Source organism: Microcoleus sp. EPA2 (assembly GCA_020882975.1).
GTDB lineage: Bacteria > Cyanobacteriota > Cyanobacteriia > Cyanobacteriales > Microcoleaceae > Microcoleus.
On record JAHRFD010000060.1, the window covers coordinates 1 to 15,721 of the forward strand.

The window sequence follows — 15,721 nt, forward strand, 5'->3', positions numbered from 1 at the left end:
TCAGATGAACCGGGATCTAAACGGTGCTCGTGGGATCTTCCTTCGGGCATCGGTTGATACGCCTTGGTTGAAGTCAAACCTCAACTTATATATTTGTTAGCAAAAGTTAGCAAAAAAGTATCGGTTTCCCCTGGACTCGCCACAACAATTTATAATTCCTCCCATACCCGATTACCAATTACTAATTACCGATCTACGATGTCTTTAAAATCTATTAGCATTCCACCGAGTACGAATCGCCCACCAGTCGGTATGATTGTCGCTTTGCACGGATGGGGTGCCAATGCTCGCGATTTGACTTCTTTAGCGCCGGCATTCAATTTACCAGACTATGAGTTTGTGTTTGCCGATGCCCCTTTTGCCCACCCCCAAGTACCGGGTGGCAAAATGTGGTATGACCTTCAAGGTAATGACTCCAAGGGATTGATCGAAAGTCGGCGATTGCTAACAGAATTTTTATTGTCTTTAGAAAGCAGTACGGGTGTGCCTTTGTCTAAGACGATTTTAGGTGGGTTTTCTCAAGGTGGAGCCATGACTCTGGATGTGGGATTAACTTTGCCTCTGGCTGGTTTAATTTGTTTGAGCGGTTATTTGCATTCTCAGTCCCCAGTTGCTCTTAGCGTGTTGCCACCTGTTTTAATCGTACACGGCACTCAAGATCGTATTGTCCCTGTGAGTGCGGCAGTGCGATCGCGCGATAGTTTCAAGGATTGGGGGGCGTCGGTGCAGTACCACGAATTTGCGATGGGACACGAGATTCAACCACAAGTTGTAGATCTAATGCGAAGTTTTGTTCTAGAAACTGTGTCTAAATCGGATTAAAGGCTTAGGATATAGTATGGCGGAAATCTCGGGGACGGAATAAAGATGAAAACTTTAACCAAAGCATCGCGCGATATTGCTGTACTTACTTCGGAGGATGTGGCACAATTGGCCGATCGTCTAGAAGTGGACGATTACACCGATCCTTTTGAGGGATTGAACGATTGGCATTTGCTGCGATCGCTTGCGTTTCAGCGCCCGGAGTTGGTCGAGCCTTATCTTCACCTTCTGGACATGGAAGCCTACGACGAAGCATAGCCTCAAAAATAGCAAAAATCTCAGCAAGTTTTAGGAGAAGGTTAGCCACAGATTTGGTAGCCAATTTATATAGATGAGTTAGGGATTTTTGTCTCTGCCGATCTTGACTTCTCCTAATTCTTTTTTATGCAAAAAGATATGAAGGGTACACGAGTTTTAATTGGCGTTAGTGGCGGGATTGCAGCTTACAAAGTTTGTGAAGTAGTTTCAACTTTAGCCAAGGCTGGAGTTGAAGTCAGAGCTATTCTGACTGATGCGGCTCAAGAGTTCGTCACGCCCTTGACTTTTGCTACCCTCTGTCGCCAAGCTGCTTTTACTGACAAAGATTTCTGGGAACCTAGTCACGGACGCCCTTTGCACATTCAACTGGCGGAATGGGCATCGGTTTTTGCCATCGCTCCCCTCACAGCGAATAGTTTGGCTAAGTTGGCGGGGGGTTTTGCGGATAATTTACTTACAAATACGGTACTTGCTTCTCAGTGTCCAATTTTGTTGGTACCGGCGATGAATACGGATATGTGGGAACAGCCGGCGGTGCAGCGAAATTGGCGCGACATATTGACAGATGGGCGATATCATGCTATGTCGCCTGGGGCGGGAATGCTGGCGTGCGATCGCGTGGGTGCGGGCCGGATGGCAGAACCAAGTGAGATTGTGGCTCACATAGAATCATTGTTGTACACTAAGGGCGATCGAGATTTAGCTGGTAAACGGGTGTTGATCGGTGCGGGAGGTACGCGGGAACACCTCGATCCGGTGAGGTTTATCGGCAATCCTTCCACTGGTAAAATGGGCCTAGCTCTGGCGCGGGCTGCACAGCACCGAGGTGCGACGGTAACTCTGGTACATAGTATAAGTGGCGATTTATCATTGCCTGGTGTCAGGTCGATCGCCCTCACGAGTGCAGCAGAAATGCGACAAGGGATGCTGGAATGTTTTCCCGATGCGGATTTGACGGTGATGGCGGCGGCGGTGGCTGATGTGAAACCGACGGAGTACCACAGTCAGAAATTGCCCAAGCGATCGCTCCCGGATGCTTTACCCTTGACAGCGGTATCGGATATTGTGGCAGAGTTGGGAACATTGAAACAGCCACATCAAAAACTAATCGGGTTTGCCGCACAAACAGGTGATATTGTCAAGCCAGCTTGGGAAAAATTGCGGGCCAAGAAATTGGATGTAATTGCGGCAAATCCGATCGACAAAATCGCCTCCGGTTTTGGTAGCAATACCAATCAAGCAATTTTGATAAATGCCGCCGGAAAGCAAGTGGAAATAGCACCTTGCAGTAAATTAGAAATGGCCCATCGCTTGTTTGACTTTGCCCTGGAAGCGTGAGTTTGATGCCAAATCCGGCTGATTCACCCCCTGTGCGCTTCTGTCGATGGTTGAATAGGGGATTTAGCAAGATCTAGGAGTTCAATATAAATTGGGCGATCGCAGCAGCCACCCCGTCTTCCTCCACATCCGGCGCCACCCAGTTAGCACCAGCTTTTACCTCCGAGGGAGCGTTACCCATCGCTACGCCTACGCCCGCATAGGATATCATTTCCACATCATTGAAATTGTCGCCGATCGCCATCACGTTCTCTGGCTGCAAACCCAACAACTCCTCCGCGATGTACTGCACTGCGGCTCCCTTGTTAACCAAAGGGTGAGTAGCTTCAAAAAAAGTGGCAACCGATCGAGTCAAATAAAGTTCTGCTGGTGTGTAGCGTTCTCGCATACTGCTGAGTAAGCCATCGAGTACCCCCGGATTTTCGCACAAAGCCAAAACTTTCGTCGGTTCACCCGGAATATCTCGGCGCAAGTCTGTAATAGCAATTGGTTGAATACCCGATCGTTGTGCGTAAAGTCTGGTGGCGGCGGTAATTTCCGGTACGTAAAGTTGGTCGTTGATGTAAAAATTCACCGAAAGGAGCGATCGTAAATGTGGTTCTTGAAAATGTTCCAACAATTCCAAAGCTGTTTGTTTCGACAAGGGCTGGTGGCGGAGCATTTTTTGACTAGCGGGATCTTGAATCCAGGCACCTTGGTAAGAAATCAACGGTAAAGTTGAGCCGATATCCCGGTGAAAGCGCAAAGCCGATCGATACATTCTACCAGTAGCCACGGCAACTTGCACTCCCCGCGACTGAGCGGCGAAAATAGCCTGCTTCACTGCTTCTCGGATGTTATTGGATTTACCTGCGATCGTACCATCGATATCGACTACCAGTAGTTTAATGTCTGCACTGCTAGAGACTGGATTTGAGGTCATTATATTCTGCATAGTTGTTTTTTGATTTTAGCTTGAGATTTTCCCAGACCAGTTTATTTTTGCACTGTGGCGATCGCCAAGTGCAGTTTCGGCTTGTTTGAAGGCTAAAATGTAGATTAGGAATTCCACAGAGCATCTATCTATAGTTTTTTCCAGGGCGATCGCCCCCTAATTTCCCTGATATATTGGGATATTCCATGACTTATACAGACAAGCCACTAATTTTTTAAACTCAATTAAATGCCGAATTAAGGAATTTTAATTTCATGAATTATCAGGATAATTACAGCTTGTTAGCAGCCGAACAAGCTAGCAAAATCGGCAACATCCTCGAAGCCATGAAATCTTACGACTTGGCAATTCAAGAAGCAGAAGAAAATGGGGATATCCACGGACAAGCATTAGCAGCAGAATTAGCAGGACTGTTTTATCTCTCATTAGGAATCCCGAAAATTGCGCAAATTTACTTAACAGAATCCCACTCTTGCTATCAGCACTTTGGTGCCCAAGACCAAGCAGCGATTTTAGAATCAAAATACCCAAATTTGATAAATAATCTGGGATATTTAAATAAAAACCTCAACATCAACAATGGGCTAGATACTCATCAAAATCTCGAACAGTTAGTACAAGAGAGAACCTCGGAACTTTCCCAAACTTTAGAATACTTAAAAGCCACCCAAAATCAACTCGTAGAATCAGAAAAAATGGCAGCCCTTGGAGGGTTAGTGGCTGGTATTGCCCACGAAATCAACACTCCCATCGGCATTGGCATCGCCGCCGCCTCACTCCTGGCCGAAAAAGTTACAAAATTTTGCGATATTTACAGCAACGGTCAGATTAAACGATCTGAGTTAGAAAAGTTTCTGGATACTGCATTGCAAAGTAGTAATATGATATTGGCTAACCTCACGCGAGCGGCAGACTTGATCCATAGCTTTAAAGAAGTAGCAGTCGATCAGTCCAGTGAATTAAAACGAACTTTTCCCGTGAAAAAATATCTAGAGGAAATCTTGACATCTTTAACACCAAAACTCAGAACAACTAAACACAAAGTAAAGATTAATTGCCCTGACAATATTTTACTGGATAGCTACCCTGGCGTGTTCTGTCAAATTGTAACCAATCTGATAATGAACTCCCTACTTCACGCTTACGATCCAGACGACGAAGGATCGATGGCCTTTGACTTACAACTAGAGGGCGAGCTGTTAGTATTTGAATATACTGATGATGGCAAAGGAATTTCTCCCCACAATCTCAGTAAAATTTTTCAACCCTTCTTTACCACCAAAAGAGGTCAGGGTGGCACTGGATTGGGATTACACATTATTTACAATTTAGTGCATCAAAAACTTCAAGGCACAATTCAATGCCAAAGTCAACTAGGTTGTGGCACAAAATTTTTGATTAAAATTCCAACATAAATTGCTAATTAGCTAGGCTAAAGCATTAATAAAATAATCTTCAGGAGTAGGAGCAATGTCAGAAGCTAGTCAAAAAATATTCGATAATGAAGACGAAGATTTAATGTTTATTGAAGAAGACGAGCGGGAAACAAAAACTATAGAATCCAGTTGGAAAGTATTAATTGTAGACGACGAAATAGAAATACACCATATTACAAAATTAGCTTTAAAAGAATTTTGTTTTGAAAACAAATCAATTAATTTTGTCAGCGCTTACTCAGGCAAAGAAGCCAAGGAAATCATCAAAGAAAATCAGGATATAGCATTGATTTTGCTCGATGTCGTTATGGAAACGGAAGAAGCAGGCTTAGAAGTAGTTAAATACATCCGCGATATTTTAGACAATAAAATAGTGCGGATTATTCTACGCACTGGACAGCCCGGACAAGTACCAGAAGATGTCGTCATTGTCAGCTATGATATCAATGATTACAAAACCAAAACCGAACTGACAAATAAAAAATTATTTACCACAGTAGTCACCGCACTGAGAGCATTTAGTTCCCTGAATCAAATCGAGTCCAGCAAAAGCGAACTGGAAAAAATTGCCGCCGCCTCCGCTCGTTTTGTCCCCCGCGAATTTTTGAAATTTCTTAAAAGAGAAAGCATCGTTGATGCGAGATTGGGAGACTCTGTGCAAGCAGAAATGACGATTATGTTTGCCGACATTCGCTCATTTACCAGTTTGTCAGAAAGTATGTCTCCCAGAGATAATTTTGATTTTATTAACTCTTACTTAACTAGAGTTGGGCCTGTGATTCGCCAGTACAACGGCTTTATAGACAAATATCTGGGCGACGGTATTATGGCTTTGTTTCCCAATCGCCCAGAAGATGCCGTCCAAGCAGCAATTGAGATGCAGCAGCAAGTTAAAATTTATAATAAACACAGGCAAAATAGTGGCTATCAACCTATTTCCATCGGCATTGGTTTGCATACTGGAACTTTAATGTTAGGTACGATTGGCGAAGCGGAACGCATGGAAAGTACGGTGATTTCCGATGCAGTGAATTTAGCCTCCCGCGTGGAAGGATTGACAAAGCTTTACGGAGTTGGTATTGTAGCTAGCGTCCAAACTCTTTGTCGGATCGACGACCCCCAACATTATAAGTGCCGATTTCTCGATCGCGTCCAAGTCAAAGGAAAACAAACCCCTGTGGCTGTATTTGAAATCTACGACGGCGATTCAGATACAATGATCGAACTAAAAACACAAACCCAAACTTATTTTGAACAGGGAATTTTTTTCCACTACCAGCAACAATTCGCCCAAGCAAGACAAATGTTTTTGCGCGTGTTGCAAGTAAATAAACAAGATAAAGCAGCACAATTTTATGCAGAGCGCTGCGAGACGTTGATGAAAAATGGGGTAATTTTGACTGTGGAAGGGATAGAGATATAGGGAATGGGGAATTGGGAATTGGGCATTGGGAATTGGGCATTGGGCATTGGGCTACCCCCCCTACCCAAAGGGGGGAATGGATGAGGGAATAGAGACAAATAACCAATAACAAATAACCAATAACCAATAACTTATTTATGCGTTTAAAATCCCTTGATGTGTTTCGCGGAATTGCGATCGCCTCCATGATCTTAGTCAACAACCCCGGCAGTTGGAAACAAGTTTATCCGCCACTAGAACACGCAGAATGGCACGGCTGCACCCCCACAGACTTAGTATTTCCCTTTTTCCTATTCATCGTCGGCTGCGCGATGTCATTTTCCCTATCCAAATACACTAAAACTCCTACAAAAATAGAAACAGCAGCATCAAAAACCACAGAAACACAGGAAAAACCAGAAGCAGAAAAAAAACCTCTTGCTGATTCCTTCCCCCCTTGGGGGGGGTTGGGGGGGGTTCTTCTGACTTCCCCTCAAGGGGGTAAAGGGGAGTTGACTTCGCATCTTCCTTCTTCAAATATCTACGGGCGGATTGCGAGGCGCGCCGCCATTTTATTTATATTAGGATTGCTGCTAAACACATCCTCGATCGCCCTTGACGTACTTCTCAACAACGCCCCCATCGAAAACTTCGCTAAAATCCGCATTATGGGAGTATTGCAGCGGATTAGTTTAGCTTATTTCATAAGTGCGATCGCCATTATCAACCTCTCCCCCCGTCACCAAAAACTCCTCGCTATTGCCATATTATTCGGTTATTGGGCATTGTTAACCATAGTGCCTGTAGGGGGGTACAGTGCGGGTGAACTAACGCCAGAGGGCAATTTTGGAGGATATGTCGATCGGCTAATTCTAGGCAGCAAACACCTCTACAAAGGCGGCCCCTTCGACCCCGAAGGACTCTTAAGCACCTTACCAGCAGCGGTAACAGTCCTCATCGGCTACTTTACCGGAGAATGGCTGCGAGTACAGCCAATCAAAACCCGCACCAGTATCAACCTAGCAATCTGCGGACTTTGTTGCCTAGTAATCGGTCATTTGTGGGGATTTTTATTTCCGATTAACAAACAACTTTGGACAAGTTCCTATGTAGTATTTACCGCCGGTTGGGCCTTACTATTGCTAGCATTTTGTTACGAAACCATCGAAGTGCGCCGTTGGAAATGGGGGAGACCCTTTGAAATCATGGGATTGAATGCTATCTTTCTGTTTGTGGCTTCCGGTATTGTCGCCAGAATTCTGTTGAAAACTCATATTGGTAGTGGCGATAGCCCTCCAAGTACCTACACTTGGATTTACGAAAACTGGTTTTTGCCCTGGGCTGGCCCGCTGAATGGTTCTCTGGCATTTGCCATAACCGCGGTGTTATTTTGGTGGTTGATTTTGTATGGAATGTATCGCCGAGGTTGGGAAATTAAAATTTGAGTGGTTTGGTATCTAGTGGATATAACTCTTTTCTGGGTAGCGCCTCATCTACTTGAATCGGAGTGTACGAGGTACTAGATGCTTGAAAGGGAGACTTCCTATGGCAAATAGTAGCTAGTGGGGCTTGACATACAAAAGCCTTTTGCGGTAATATACACGCATAAAAATTATCCTCCCACTACTATATAAAAACTTACCAACAAAGTAGTAGCCATCTAAAAAGAGAAGAGGTGAATAGTTATGGCAAGAATGATTCCTAAAAAATTATCATCAACAACGAAGAGCAACGCAGAAAAGACTCTATTCCAAATTTTTGAAAATAATCTGAGTAATGATTACGTTGTTTTTCATGAAGTATGGTGGCAGCACATCGGATATATCGTTCAAGATAGGGAAGCTGACTTCATTATTCTTCATCCCGACCGAGGAATTATTATACTAGAAGCCAAAGGAGGGCAAATCGCCTACGATCATCTGAATATGGCTTGGTATCAGAACCAACACAAGATGAAAATATCTCCTTTTAAACAAGCTAGACAAATTAAGTTTAAGTTTTTGGATTTTCTCAGTAAACACGACAATTTTAAAAATAAAGATTTTTGTATTGGACAATGCGTGGCTTTTCCTGATATTGATGGGGTTGTCAACAATCTACCCTCCGAAGCCCATGAAGAAATATTACTTTTACGTCCTCAGTTAGGAAATATTAGTGGCTGGATATCTTCTGTTTTCGATTATTATAAAGCGGAGGGACATTTTACAAAACTTGGAGAGCAGCGCACCGATTCAATCATTAACCTCATATCTCCAAGTACAGATTTACTGATAATTCAAGCCTTCGGATTCATCTTCTATCTCACTCTCTTCCAAAATCTCTTCAAAAGAAGGCAACCCAGGAGAATTGTTATCATATAAAGTTCCTATCTGATAAACAGCCTGTTGGATCGGTTTTGGTATTGGACGCTTTAAGTTATGAGATACAAAGTCTTGCAAATGTCCACGATGATAGCCATCTCTGAAAATTAGATAGTAAGCATATATACAATTCAATTGCAATGCGATACAACTGATTTTCATTAACTTAGTTATATATTCAATAATTCTATCTCTGAGTTTTGTATTCTTTCCTATTCTTTCTATATAGGTTAACGCCCCCTTTCGTGGCTTAACCAGGTGATGAATAATTCTAGTCTTGATAAAAATATTAACAAGTTCATCATCAAATACTTTAAAAAGATATTTTAGGCTGATTTTTTGAATATCATTACTATAATTGTGTAATATAAATTTCACAAACAACCAAGAGTAATTCTTCCAATATTTTGGGTACTTCTTTGACAATATATAAAGCCATTCCATGTGTTGACTAAATATTTGATTTTCTAGTTTTGCGTTGAATTTAATGTTCCTCAAAAAAATACAGAATTGTTCTGCTCTATCTTCATCAAAATCTTGTATTTTGATAACTTTTTTTGGATATTTTGAGAAATATAATTTTTGAAATTCCTCACTTGTTTTTTGAGAATCAATTTCTTTGATGATTTGGGTTTTATCTAGCTTCTTTTCTTGCTTGTTTTCATTATAACTTTCTTCTTCACACGGCATTCCATAAACTCCGCTTTTATTTGAATGTTTAATGAATTCAATAATTTTTTCTTGAGCTTCTATAATTTTAGTTTTTGAAGTATTTAGATTTAGTCCTCTTTTCAGCAGAAATTCTTGTAGGATTATTAAAGCTTTTAATGATTCAGTTTTGTCTTTAGTAAAAAAGCGGAAATCATCTACATATCTCCCAAAATTTATACCTAAATTAAATAATGCTTCATCAACTTCATTAAGGAATATGTTAGCTATAAAGCCTTCTGCGGAATTCCCTATCGGTATACCTTGGCTATTATATGTTTCACATAATTTTCCATCCACAATTGAATAGTAGCAAGTTGTGAATTTTAATGTTTTACTAAAGAGAATCATAAAATGATCTTCATTACTTATGTAAGGATGGCCGATCGCACTTTATAATGATATGAGATAAGGGAGATCGAACTTCCGATCGAGATACCAGTAGCGTGCGACGCTAACCAGCGATTTCAGTTCTCGAATCGGGAAATTGCGGCTGCCCAAATGCCTCAACCCATCACAGCTTAAGGATTTTGGCCCTAAAAGCCGATCGCCCGCCACCGAATCCCTAACTACAAATAAGCCCCACCCGCTAAAATTAAACAAAGAGACGTAAAGAGGCAGGCCCTGTCAATGATCCCAACAGTTATAGAACAATCCGGTCGTGGCGAACGCGCCTTTGATATCTACTCGCGACTCCTGCGCGATCGCATCGTCTTCTTGGGCCAACAGGTAGACTCAGAATTGGCTAACCTGATTGTTGCCCAATTACTATTTTTAGATGCCGAAGACCCAGAAAAAGATATCTACCTCTATATCAACTCCCCAGGGGGTTCGGTGACAGCAGGTATGGGCATTTTTGACACCATGAACCACATCCGCCCCGATGTGTGCACCATTTGTCTCGGTTTGGCGGCCAGCATGGGCGCTTTTCTGTTGAGTGCAGGCGCCAAAGGCAAGCGGATGAGTCTGCCTCATTCCCGGATTATGATCCACCAACCCCTAGGGGGAGCTCAGGGACAAGCAACGGATATTGAAATTCAGGCTAAAGAGATTTTGTACCACAAACGCCGCCTGAACGGATTTTTGGCAGATCATACCGGTCAGCCTCTGTCGCGTATTGAAGAAGATACCGAACGGGATTTCTTCATGTCGGCCGAAGAAGCAAAGGATTACGGTTTGGTGGATCAAGTGATCGATCGCCGTCCTTCTGCAACTCGCCCGATCGCCGCCGTTGCCTAAATTAACAATTAAAAATCAAAAATGGGGAAATATTTTTGATTTTTAACTGTTTTTTGCACACCCAATACAGAAGGTAGAATTTCCCAAAATTCTACCTTCTGTGTCCCATCCCCTACTTATTTAAGAATTGGGATTGGAGAATTTCTAACTTAAGGTAAAGATTCCAGATATTGCAGAAAGTCAAACAATTCCTCTCTACTCAAGAAGTGTCGCGCTTCCTTACCGTAACCTTGTTTGAGATAATCCTTTCCTTGACTGGGACTCCAGCCCAAGCGCTTGATTTCATCAGTGGTTCTGCTGTAGATTTCCAGGTATTCTAGGAAGTCTACCAACTCGCCCGCAGACAGCAGTGCCTGGGATAGTTTACCGTAATTTTGTTGCAGACAGTCAGTTTCTTGTTTTTTAGTCCATTTCAGGCGCTTCATGGTGGCTTCGACTTGGGCGATCGTCTCAGAAATATCCTCGATCGCATCACTCGGAATCCCAACAGCAATTGGTTCCAACTCCCTGACTTCGGCAGCCCCCTGTAAAATTTCAGTTTGGCTAGCCCTTGGCATCTCCCGTTCCTGAATCGGTGCGCCGTAGCTGGAAGACAGCCAAGCATCGGAGTCAAATTCCTCTCTAGAGGCTGTCACAGTTCGATCGACCATGGCGGGCAACGGTTCCGGTATCGGTGCGATCGCCTCTTCGATTAATGGCGATGGACTATTGACAAAACTGCTCTGATGTGGTAATGCAAAATTGTCAGTAGTAACAGGCCTTTCTAACACAGGAGGTGCCACGGGAGGCGGAGGTGCCACGGGAGGCGGAGGTGCCACGGGAGGCTGAGCAACAGGGGCGATCGTCGGAGATTGAGCCGGATCGAATCCCAGGACAGCGAGCGATCGCCACCGAGCGCGGTCCTCAGCATCCTCAACCGACTCAGCAGCCGACATACCTGTAGCGAGAGTTTTGCCATCCACCTGAAGCAGACAGCGAACCACAAACTTGCCGTGATGAACAGTCAGCAATTCACAGATTAACTGTCCAGTGGGATAAAGGGCGCGAAATTGAGCAAACATAATGTTTTGACCCCGAAACCAGATGGGGCTTATGGCTTAAGTGTAGTACAATCAGCGAGAAAACTTTTTTCTGAAAGCACCTATTCAACATACAATAAATTAAAGGTGAATCATCCACGCCACCTTTCACGCCACTAAACCCCATGCCACATCCCGCGGTTTAAGCTAACAGCCACCGGGCGTCATTTCTACCTATAGGAAATGGCAAAGCAACTAAGCAAAAGTAGTAAGGGTAAGACACAGTTTTCTGCACCGTCAGAAGTCAGTTGAAGACAGACAGCAGAAAAATTGCCGCCAGTAGAGTCGGGAGAGAATTTCCTAAAAAAACTCCGCGCTCAAACAAGGCGGCTGTGTTTGTCTACACCTAACTAACCCGCGCCAGATCTAGGGCGTGTAAGCACAGCGAAAGCGGGAAAGAGCGTGGCCGATTTCGCCAAAATTAGACTAATTGCTGGAAAAAAGAGGATCGATCGCTACATGGAATTTTCTATCGCTGCACTGTTGGCAAATTTTACAGAAGACAAATTAGTGGCTCCCAAAGCATTAGAGAAAAAACTCGATTGCAATGATGTCACCAGTCAACTCAAACTTCAAATCGCATTAGAAGCTCTAGAGAAAATTGGGATTTTAGTCAAAGACAAAGGTCGATATCGCCGAGTAACTGAAGACGATGTGGTAGAAGCAAAACTGCGCTGTTCCAGCAAAGGATTTTGCTTCGCAATTCAAGACGCCGAAGGTTCAGAAGACGTTTACGTGCGGGAAAGTCATCTCTCGACAGCATGGAATGGCGATCGAGTCTTAGTCAAAATCATCAAAGAAGGTAGCCGCCGCCGTTCCCCCGAAGGCGAAGTGATGTTGATACTCGAACGCGCCAACCCCTCGGTACTCGCCAGAGTCAAGCAAACAGCCACCCCCACCGGCAGAATCAGCTACAGAGCAATTCCCCTCGACGATCGCCTGCTATTTGAACTAGACTTACTGGCAAACGGCACCAATCTGCAAGAGGCGATCGACCACCTAGTCCACGTCGAAGTCAAACGCTATCCCCTCGGCACCCACCGCCCAGTCGGAAAAGTAGTACAGGTACTAGGTTCCGACGCCGAAGCCGCCGACGACCTCGACATCGTATGCTGCAAACACGACTTACCGCGATCGTTTCCCCCAGCAGTCATCAAAGCCGCCGAAAATTTACCCAGCAAACTCAAAAAAACCGACATCAAAAAACGCCTAGATTTGCGTAACATCCTCACAGTCACTTTCAGCAACAACGAACCGGGAGAAACCAACAGCGACAAAAATTATGATGTCCCAGAAACCGAGCCAGAAAGTGTCTCTCCCACAGCCGAAAACGAATTCGATCCAGCCTCATTCCTGTGGGACCCGCCTGTGGAACGTGCTCTCTCCATTGAAACCCTGAAATCGGGAGGTTGGCAAGTCGGAATTCACATCGCCGACGTCGCTGAGTACGTGCAACCGGAAACCCCGATCGACCGCGAAGCCCGCAAGCGAGGCACTGCCGCCCATCTGGGAGACAAAATCATCGCCGTGCTACCATCAGTCCTCAACGAGCGCTGCTCTTTGCTACCAGACACCGAACGACTGGCCTTCAGCGTGTTGCTCACCCTTGACGAATCAGGAGAACTAACAGAATACTCCATTCAAACCAGCGTCATTCAAATTGACTACCAGCTCAGCTATCACCAAGCAGAAGCAATTCTGGCATCGACATCCGATGACGAAACTCAGCCTTTATCCACAGCCCTTCGTCCTTTCCTAGAGCAAATCTCCGCAGCCTCCCAGGCAGCCAGAAAGGCAAGGCTCCAGCGAGGAGCTTTTGAACTAAATTTGCCCGACGCCAACTCTCACTTCGACGATGAAGGGGAATTGGGAGCATTTGCGATCGCCCCCCCAGCCCAGTCCGCCGTATCTGAATTAGTCGTACTCGCCAACCAAGCCGTAGCCACCCACCTGCAAGCCTTGGGAGTCCCCGGAATATACCGCGTCCAGCCCATGCCAGATCATGCAGACATTCAAGAGTTCATCAAACTTTCCAACAACCTCGGAGGCGAACTGTACCTAGAAAATGAAGAAGAAGTTCTGCCCATAGACTTTCAGCGATTTACCCAGCAGTTTGCCGGATTGAAATCCGAAAGAGTGCTCACCTACCTCCTGGAAGACACCATGAAGCCCGCTGTTTACAGCACAACTCCTAAACCACACTTCGGTTTAGCTTTGGCCGAAGGTTACACCCGCTGTACTTCCCCACTGTCTCGCTATGCAGATTTACTGGTGCTGCGATTGTTGCAAGCAGTATTCGAGCAAGGCCGCAGCAGCCGTACCACACGGGCTAAGGAAAAAGTTGACCTGCACCATTCCTCCTGTCACGGCCAAATTACTTGGAATGTTCTCCCCCCAGACTTACACCACGAATTTGAGACGGAGTTCGCATCAGTAGTCGTACACCTGACGGAACGGGAAAGGGTTGCTGAGGACGCTGAAAGCGATTTGCAAGGCTTGAAGAAAACCGGATTGATGAAAGAACGTACCGGGCAAACTTTCCAGGGCTTGATTACTGGTGTTCAGTCTTACGGTTTCTTTGTGGAAATTGAGGTGCGGCCACCGGAGAGTGAGATTCTGCGTGTTGAAGGATTGGTGCACGTTTCTTCCCTGAAGGATGATTGGTACGAATATCGATCGCGCCAACAAACTCTCGTCGGCCGCAAAAACCGCAATCAGTACCGTTTGGGCGATCGGGTAGAAGTTCAAGTCAAGAGTGTTGACTACTATCGCCAGCAAATTGATTTAGTTGCTGTCGGTGGCGGTAGTCAAGCTTTTGATGATGATGAATAGTCATTAGTCATTAGTCATTAGTCATTAGTTATTAGTCATTAGTCATTAGTCATTAGTCATTAGACATCTCCCATAATTATTGTGGAACAGGCATCCTGCCTGTTCTTGATAAGCTTTTTAGGAGATGTCTACTGTATCAGGTGGGATAGTTGGCAGCCCTAGGTTTCGCCTTGCCATTATGCCAATAATCTGTCTGCTGGCTGGCTAGGGCTTGTGGCTAATTGTAAATAAAATTAAGCCCAAAAACATTAATATTGAGTCGGCAATGTTGGTGTAATTCGATCGCGCTATAATTAGTGAGCTTATTGCTGGATCGTTGCCCATGACTAATTTTGTTTCAGTCCCCGCTAAGCCTCTAATCCTAGGAGTTACTGGTGCATCGGGACTGATTTACGCGGTGCGAACTCTCAAATATCTCTTGGAAGCCGATCGCGCTGTGGAACTTGTAGCATCTAAATCTACTTACATGGTTTGGCAAAGCGAACAGAACATCCGAATGCCCGCAGAACCAACGCTTCAAGAGGAATTCTGGCGGGAAAAAGCAGGAGTCCCGACAATGGGCAAACTCCGCTGTCATCCCTGGCAAGATGTCGGTGCTAATATTGCTAGTGGCTCCTTTCGCACTCAAGGGATGATAATTATTCCCTGTAGCATGAGTACATTAGGGAAATTGGCTGCTGGCTTGAGTTCGGATTTGCTCGAAAGAGCGGCCGATGTTCAACTCAAGGAAGGGCGAAAATTGGTACTCGTACCCAGGGAAACGCCTTTTAGTTTGATTCACCTGCGGAATTTGACTACTTTGGCGGAAGCTGGAGCTAGAATTGTGCCAGCGATTCCTGCTTGGTATCACAATCCGCAAACTATTGAGGATTTGGTAGACTTTGTGGTGGCTCGTACTTTAGACCAGTTGGGTATTGACTGTGTTCCTCTAAAACGCTGGAAGGAAGATTAAAGAAGTCAGTAGTCAGTAGTCAGTAGTCAGTAGTCAGTAGTCAGTAGTCAGTAGTCAGTAGTCAGTAGTCATTAGTCAGTAGTCAGTAGTCATTAGTCAGTAGTCATTAGTCAGTAGTCATTAGTCAGTAGTCATTAGTCAGTAGTCATTAGTCATTAGTCAGTAGTCAGTAGTCAGTAGTTATTAGTCAGTAGTCAGTAGTCAGTAGTCAGTAGTCATTAGTCAGTAGTCAGTAGTCATTAGTCAGCAGTCATTAGTCAGCAGTCATTAGTCAGCAGTCATTAGTCAGCAGTCATTAGACATCTATAACAAAGAATCTCAAGCTTTTTCAGAAATGTAGGGGTGAAGCAAGTCGGCGACA

At 44.6% G+C, this 15,721-nt stretch carries 13 protein-coding genes; 10 read left to right on the plus strand and 3 right to left on the minus strand.

Annotation, left to right across the window (positions count from 1 at the left end):
- The first annotated feature begins 198 nt into the window (after positions 1–198).
- The 3 genes from AAFP14_RS26135 (at position 199) to coaBC (ending at position 2,418) form a co-directional block, all read left to right on the plus strand.
- The gene (locus tag AAFP14_RS26135; protein WP_341735089.1) at positions 199–822 is read left to right on the plus strand and encodes an alpha/beta hydrolase; all 624 of its coding nucleotides are present in this window, start codon (positions 199–201) and stop codon (positions 820–822) included.
- Between the two features lie 45 nt (positions 823–867).
- Positions 868–1,080 carry a protein IsiD gene (gene isiD / locus AAFP14_RS26140; protein WP_340519840.1) on the plus strand — a complete coding sequence of 71 codons (213 nt, stop codon included), beginning with the start codon at positions 868–870 and terminating at the stop codon, positions 1,078–1,080.
- Between the two features lie 138 nt (positions 1,081–1,218).
- A complete protein-coding gene (gene coaBC / locus AAFP14_RS26145) occupies positions 1,219–2,418 on the plus strand; it encodes a bifunctional phosphopantothenoylcysteine decarboxylase/phosphopantothenate--cysteine ligase CoaBC (protein WP_341735090.1) in 1,200 nt (399 codons plus the stop codon).
- Between the two features lie 73 nt (positions 2,419–2,491).
- On the opposite strand, the gene AAFP14_RS26150 is transcribed toward coaBC, so the two are convergent.
- Complete coding sequence (locus AAFP14_RS26150; protein ID WP_341735091.1) at positions 2,492–3,340, minus strand: Cof-type HAD-IIB family hydrolase; 849 nt, start codon at positions 3,338–3,340, stop codon at positions 2,492–2,494.
- A gap of 266 nt (positions 3,341–3,606) precedes the next feature.
- Between AAFP14_RS26150 and AAFP14_RS26155 the strand changes: the two genes are divergently transcribed.
- The 4 genes from AAFP14_RS26155 to AAFP14_RS26170 all read left to right on the plus strand — a co-directional run bounded on the left by AAFP14_RS26155 (position 3,607) and on the right by AAFP14_RS26170 (position 8,550).
- Positions 3,607–4,767 (plus strand): sensor histidine kinase, encoded by a 1,161-nt coding sequence (locus tag AAFP14_RS26155; RefSeq protein ID WP_341735092.1) that lies wholly within the window; start codon positions 3,607–3,609, stop codon positions 4,765–4,767.
- Positions 4,768–4,822: 55 nt separating this feature from the next.
- Complete coding sequence (locus AAFP14_RS26160; RefSeq protein ID WP_341735093.1) at positions 4,823–6,211, plus strand: adenylate/guanylate cyclase domain-containing protein; 1,389 nt, start codon at positions 4,823–4,825, stop codon at positions 6,209–6,211.
- A 137-nt stretch (positions 6,212–6,348) separates the two neighbouring features.
- Positions 6,349–7,635, plus strand: coding sequence for an acyltransferase family protein (locus AAFP14_RS26165; RefSeq protein ID WP_341735094.1), 1,287 nt, complete (start codon positions 6,349–6,351; stop codon positions 7,633–7,635).
- 240 nt (positions 7,636–7,875) lie between these two features.
- Positions 7,876–8,550 (plus strand): nuclease-related domain-containing protein, encoded by a 675-nt coding sequence (locus AAFP14_RS26170; RefSeq protein WP_341735095.1) that lies wholly within the window; start codon positions 7,876–7,878, stop codon positions 8,548–8,550.
- On the opposite strand, the gene AAFP14_RS26175 is transcribed toward AAFP14_RS26170, so the two are convergent.
- On the minus strand, positions 8,455–9,609 hold the full coding sequence (locus AAFP14_RS26175; RefSeq protein WP_341735096.1) for an RNA-directed DNA polymerase: 1,155 nt from the start codon (positions 9,607–9,609) through the stop codon (positions 8,455–8,457). The two genes, AAFP14_RS26170 and AAFP14_RS26175, sit on opposite strands and share 96 nt — an antisense overlap.
- A gap of 273 nt (positions 9,610–9,882) precedes the next feature.
- Here AAFP14_RS26175 and clpP point away from each other — a divergent pair, with 273 nt between their 5' ends.
- Entirely contained in the window at positions 9,883–10,497 is a 615-nt protein-coding gene (gene clpP, locus AAFP14_RS26180; RefSeq protein ID WP_340523335.1) for an ATP-dependent Clp endopeptidase proteolytic subunit ClpP, read from the plus strand.
- 149 nt (positions 10,498–10,646) lie between these two features.
- Here the strand turns inward: clpP and AAFP14_RS26185 are convergent, their stop codons facing one another.
- The gene (locus tag AAFP14_RS26185) at positions 10,647–11,558 is read right to left on the minus strand and encodes a hypothetical protein (RefSeq protein ID WP_341735097.1); all 912 of its coding nucleotides are present in this window, start codon (positions 11,556–11,558) and stop codon (positions 10,647–10,649) included.
- Positions 11,559–12,035: 477 nt separating this feature from the next.
- Here AAFP14_RS26185 and AAFP14_RS26190 point away from each other — a divergent pair, with 477 nt between their 5' ends.
- On the plus strand, positions 12,036–14,408 hold the full coding sequence (locus tag AAFP14_RS26190) for a ribonuclease R family protein (RefSeq protein ID WP_341735099.1): 2,373 nt from the start codon (positions 12,036–12,038) through the stop codon (positions 14,406–14,408).
- Between the two features lie 322 nt (positions 14,409–14,730).
- The gene (locus AAFP14_RS26195) at positions 14,731–15,360 is read left to right on the plus strand and encodes a flavin prenyltransferase UbiX (RefSeq protein WP_341735098.1); all 630 of its coding nucleotides are present in this window, start codon (positions 14,731–14,733) and stop codon (positions 15,358–15,360) included.
- Positions 15,361–15,721: the final 361 nt, after the last annotated feature.

Excerpts from the sequence above, each read along its gene's own strand:
- AAFP14_RS26175 (WP_341735096.1), bottom strand. The coding sequence starts at position 9,609 with ATGATTCTCTTTAGTAAAACATTAAAATTCACAACTTGCTACTATTCA.
- AAFP14_RS26155 (WP_341735092.1), top strand. The coding sequence starts at position 3,607 with ATGAATTATCAGGATAATTACAGCTTGTTAGCAGCCGAACAAGCTAGC.
- AAFP14_RS26185 (WP_341735097.1), bottom strand. The coding sequence starts at position 11,558 with ATGTTTGCTCAATTTCGCGCCCTTTATCCCACTGGACAGTTAATCTGT.
- isiD (WP_340519840.1), top strand. The coding sequence starts at position 868 with ATGAAAACTTTAACCAAAGCATCGCGCGATATTGCTGTACTTACTTCG.
- AAFP14_RS26190 (WP_341735099.1), top strand. The coding sequence starts at position 12,036 with ATGGAATTTTCTATCGCTGCACTGTTGGCAAATTTTACAGAAGACAAA.
- AAFP14_RS26150 (WP_341735091.1), bottom strand. The coding sequence starts at position 3,340 with ATGACCTCAAATCCAGTCTCTAGCAGTGCAGACATTAAACTACTGGTA.
- AAFP14_RS26135 (WP_341735089.1), top strand. The coding sequence starts at position 199 with ATGTCTTTAAAATCTATTAGCATTCCACCGAGTACGAATCGCCCACCA.
- coaBC (WP_341735090.1), top strand. The coding sequence starts at position 1,219 with ATGAAGGGTACACGAGTTTTAATTGGCGTTAGTGGCGGGATTGCAGCT.
- AAFP14_RS26165 (WP_341735094.1), top strand. The coding sequence starts at position 6,349 with ATGCGTTTAAAATCCCTTGATGTGTTTCGCGGAATTGCGATCGCCTCC.
- AAFP14_RS26195 (WP_341735098.1), top strand. The coding sequence starts at position 14,731 with ATGACTAATTTTGTTTCAGTCCCCGCTAAGCCTCTAATCCTAGGAGTT.
- AAFP14_RS26160 (WP_341735093.1), top strand. The coding sequence starts at position 4,823 with ATGTCAGAAGCTAGTCAAAAAATATTCGATAATGAAGACGAAGATTTA.
- AAFP14_RS26170 (WP_341735095.1), top strand. The coding sequence starts at position 7,876 with ATGGCAAGAATGATTCCTAAAAAATTATCATCAACAACGAAGAGCAAC.